This is a genomic window from Mycobacterium simiae (assembly GCF_008370645.1).
GTDB lineage: Bacteria > Actinomycetota > Actinomycetes > Mycobacteriales > Mycobacteriaceae > Mycobacterium > Mycobacterium simiae_A.
Map to the genome: position 1 here is coordinate 1 of NZ_VTZN01000280.1, position 4,157 is coordinate 4,157.

Below are 4,157 nucleotides of genomic sequence, written 5' to 3' on the forward strand. Positions count from 1 at the left end.
GGCGCTGGCGCGCATCAGCCACGCCAGGTACCGCATGTGCGCGGCCACGTATTGCTCGACACTCGGCCCTTCCCAGGCCCCTGCCTGCACCGCGCTGAGTACGGCCATGAGTTCCTCGGCCACCTGGGTGTACTCGGTGCTCATCGCCGACCAGGCCGCGGCGGCCGACAACAATGAGCCGGGTCCCGGGCCGCTGGTGAGCAGCGCTGAGTGCACTTCCGGCGGCGACGCTATCCATACCGTGGACATATGAACACTTCCTTCACCCCGCGCGTCGACATCACACCTTAATGGGTTTGACAATCGTTTTCAATAGCTGCGCAGGTGGGCGGGTCGGCCTTGCGCACCTTGCCGCGGATAGCGGCGCGGGTCTGGCAACATCACGAACGCGGAATCCGGTCGACGGCCGAGCCCGCGCAAGCAGCGCGATGCTGCAGGCCCTTCACGCTTGTGATACCGCCTACCGCGACGAGACTGTCTCGTCACCAGTGCGGGCCCTCCGAGTGTCGAGCGACCGATCACCCAGTCCCGGACGTCGGATGCGATTCGTGTTGCAGCCAGCCGCATTTCGTGGTGCGGCCGGCCACCAGCCCGGAGCCGGCACCACCATCGCGTCCGGTGGTGACGCGCCGCGCCCGACCCCCAACGCCCTACCTCTGAATATGCTTCTCGTGCGAATCGAGTGAGGTTCCGCTAGCCGCAGGTGTTGGCGAGAGCCCCAGCGCTTGGCATCGCAGCCACAGCCGTGCCGAACCCCACCGCCGAGGCATCGAAAGGTCACAGCCAGGATCCCGCGAAGGAGCAGGGCCACGCCCCACCCCTCCGCGGAATCGCTGCGGTGTGTTGCTCAGTCCGATGCCATTGCCCGACATGTCTCGGCGCACCGCCGGCAGGCCTGCGCGCACTCGCTGCAGCCGTGCTTGTCGCACTCTGAAGCACACGCGTCGCAGATCGCTGCGCAGATCGCGCACACCTGCGCCGCCCACCGCGAGCCCCGCGCCAACAACGTCACGCAGGTCGCGCACATCGTCGCGCAGTCCAGGCACAAGCGCGCGCACTCGGCCATGTTCGCATCCCCGATGCAGGCCGCGGCGCAGGACTCACACGCCTGCTGACACTTCGCGCACGCCTCCAGACAATCTTGGTTCCGGTCCCCGGTTGTCATCATTTCCACCTCCTCCCCTATCTCGTAGGTACTACGACAATCCGATCAATCGCATGCCGGTTGACGATCCGCCCGCCGCCCGGCCCGGCGACCGCGTGGTCCGCTTGGGCGATTCGCCGCAAAATAGCTCCTCCACCTGGGTAAGTCGTGATGTCATCGGCCTGCGCACCGCACAGGCTGAAGCTGGGAAACACTCGGAAGCCGTTAAGCCCCAAACGATTCGACACGACCTGCTCGGCGCTTTTCGTAGTTCGGAAGCCGCGTAGTTCCACCCAGCCGCGGCGAGGAGCATGAGCTGGCGCGCCGTCGCGGACGACCGGGTGGACGGCCCGTTCGGGCATCGAGGCCCGTTCCTCGACATCGCGTTTCTGGCGATATCAGCCCTGGCCGGCACAACCAACAGCAACCCCCACGGCCGTGAGCCCGGCGCAGGCGCCGCGGTGGCTCCGGCAACACGGATCCGGCTCGGGCGGTTCCTCATTGCGGTGACTTCCCTTTCCGAGGTCGCTCATCGCAGCAGTCCGGGGACGCGGAGTTATGGCGAAAGTAGCTGTGCGATAACTGATTCGTGCCGGTTGCAACCGTGCCACGGGCCGCGCTGAGCGGGCAGCTGCAGGACTAGACGCCGGCTGGGGCGCCACCGGTACGCACCGGAAACGCTGTGGGGGCTAGGGCGCCCACGATCCCGACGATGATGGCCACCGGGCGCCGGAGGGTGATCCACACCAGTCGGCGCATCATCGCCTTCGGCGATGGTGCATTCTGCCGTTTGGCCCATAGCCGCCACGATGCCACACATAACCCAACAGGGGTAGGGTATAAAGTCCCCGGAATTTTCGGCTCGCCGTCCTGCGACACCGTGTGGCGGCCTATGGCTACACCGTGAACTTCGCCGGCGGCTAAGCCCGGTTCGCGGCGTCGCTCTGTGGTTGATGTGGTGGGCAAGGGTTGTTCGTAGGAATGTAGCGTTGCCCACTGCGCCTGCGGCCCGGACGCCGGGACGGGTGCGCGGGCGTTCGGCCGGGCTGGTGCGGTGGAGGAGATTGACGCCCCGCTTGCCCTAGGTGCTGCGGACTGGACTTGCCTTGGCGGGCAGCAACCGCATCCGCGTGCCGGACAACGCGTGGTGTGCGGGGCGTGCGGGGTCGAGGCGGTGAAGGACGAGGGCGGCGGCGGCGCCGACGAGAGCGAGTGCGGTCCACACCAGTGCGCCGGCACCGAGCCGCTGTGCAGCACCGAAGGCGGCTCCGGTGGCCAGGTTGCCGATGAGGATGCCGGTTCCCACGATGGTGTTGTAGAACCCGTAGTGGGTGCCGACCAGCCGGTTGCCGGCCAGGGCGACCACGGTATCCATCTCAAAGGGGAATACCGCAGCCGATCCGATCGCCAGCAGCGCGGCCGAGATCAGCAGCGCACCCACCGCAGTGGCTGTCCCGAGCCGCTGACCGTCGGGGACGACGGCCAGCGGCACAAACGAGGCTGCCAGGATGGCCAGGCCCACGACCAGACTGCGTCTGGCGCCCCACCGGTTTGCGAACCAGCGGGTGATGCGCAGTTGTCCGGCGACGGCGATCAGGCCCGAGACCGCGAACATGATCGCCACGAGCTGGGTTTGGAAGCGCGGGGTGAGTAGTGCGGCTTGCAGCGGCAGCGCCAGGTAGACCTGGAAGGTCAGCATGTAGGTGCCGATCATCGCCGCCGCGAACAGCAGGAAGGCCCGGTTCCCCACAACCGCCCGCCAGTCCTGCAGGATCGAGGTCTGCCGCGCTGAGGGGTCGAGTTCACGCTGAGGCAACGCCACCAGCTGGGCGCCCGTGAGTACGGCGAACACCACCGCCGCGGCTGCCGCGGTGACCCGGAAATCGACGGCCACCAGAGCCAGTCCGACCAGCGGGCCCAACAGGATTCCGGCCTGGTAGAAAATGTTGAACATGGCGAAGGCCTCGACACGGCGCTCCCGGGCATCGGCGGCCAGGTACGCGCGCACCGCCGGGTTGAACAGCGCGCCGGCGAGGCCGGTGGCCGCCGCGGCGATCAGCACGGCCGGCAATGACTGGGCGGCCACCAGCAGCGCGAACCCGCCGGTGCGCAGCACACACCCGGCCACGATCAGCAGTTTGTAGCCCATCCGGTCGGCCAGCGTGCCGCCCAAGATGAACATGCCCTGCTGGGAGAAATTGCGCACCCCCAGCACCAGCCCGACCGCCCAGGTGGCCAGCCCGAGCGGGCCGGCCAGGTATCCGGCCAGATACGGCATCAGCATGTAGAAACCGATGTTGATGCCGAACTGGTTGATCATCAGCACCCGGCTGGGCCCGTCGAAACCACCAAACCGCGTGAGGAACTCTCTCATGCGGCCGAGACCAGCGTCGGGTTGATGATGGTGGTGGTGCGGGTCCAGGAAGTCACCACTTGGTGGGTCGGGTCGGCGATGAGCGCAGGCTCGGCGTCGGGTCGGCGGTCCAGCAGCCGGTGCTGGCGGCAGTAGTCGTCGTTGTAGATGGTGTCGAAGTAGCGTTGCGGCCCGTCGGGAAACACCGCGGCGATGCGGGTGTCTGGGGGGTAGGTGCGTGCGGCCCAGCCCGCGACCAGAGCCACCGCCCCCACGCTCCACCCGCCGCTGGCGAAGTTGCTGGCCGCCAAGGCGCGGCAAGCCCACACCGATTCTTCTGGGGCCACCCAGTGAACCTCGTCGAAGGCGTCGTAGTCGACGTTGCGCGGATAGATACTAGAGCCCAGCCCGCGCATCAAGCGGCTCGCCACGGGTTGACCGAAAATGGTCGAGCCGATGGTGTCGACCCCGATCAGCTTCATGGCCGGGTTGAACTGGCGCAGCACCCGCGCCACCCCGGCCGAATGCCCACCGGTGCCCACCGAGCACACCAGCACGTCGACCTGGCCGAGCTGATTCATCAGCTCCCACGCCAGCGGCTGGTAGCCGGCGATGTTGTCGGGGTTGCCGTACTGGTCGGGATTCCAGGCGCCGGGATGG

5 protein-coding genes are annotated in these 4,157 nt (G+C 67.6%); 1 reads left to right on the forward strand and 4 read right to left on the reverse strand.

The genetic code is table 11. The features are described from left to right. Positions 1–249: PPE domain-containing protein (locus tag F0Q45_RS24700; protein ID WP_149656392.1), on the reverse strand; the 249-nt coding region annotated here is incomplete at its 3' end. A 671-nt stretch (positions 250–920) separates the two neighbouring features. On the opposite strand from F0Q45_RS24700, the gene F0Q45_RS28130 reads away from it, so the two are divergent. Next, positions 921–1,115: a hypothetical protein gene (locus F0Q45_RS28130; protein WP_188113144.1), complete on the forward strand. Its 195-nt coding sequence runs from the start codon at positions 921–923 to the stop codon at positions 1,113–1,115. Between the two features lie 668 nt (positions 1,116–1,783). Here the strand turns inward: F0Q45_RS28130 and F0Q45_RS24710 are convergent. The 3 genes from F0Q45_RS24710 to F0Q45_RS24720 form a co-directional block, all read right to left on the reverse strand. Beyond that, positions 1,784–2,110, reverse strand: a complete 327-nt coding sequence (locus F0Q45_RS24710) for a hypothetical protein (protein WP_149656394.1) — start codon at positions 2,108–2,110, stop codon at positions 1,784–1,786. Positions 2,111–2,225: 115 nt separating this feature from the next. Further along, positions 2,226–3,518: an MFS transporter gene (locus F0Q45_RS24715; protein ID WP_149656395.1), complete on the reverse strand. Its 1,293-nt coding sequence runs from the start codon at positions 3,516–3,518 to the stop codon at positions 2,226–2,228. Further along, positions 3,515–4,157 (reverse strand): pyridoxal-phosphate dependent enzyme (locus F0Q45_RS24720; RefSeq protein ID WP_149656396.1); only part of this gene is annotated, 643 nt, incomplete at its 5' end. The genes F0Q45_RS24715 and F0Q45_RS24720, both read right to left, overlap by 4 nt.

What these genes read in the sequence shown, in the direction of transcription:
- F0Q45_RS24715 (WP_149656395.1), bottom strand. Translation starts at nt 3,518, where the DNA reads ATGAGAGAGTTCCTCACGCGGTTTGGTGGTTTCGACGGGCCCAGCCGG.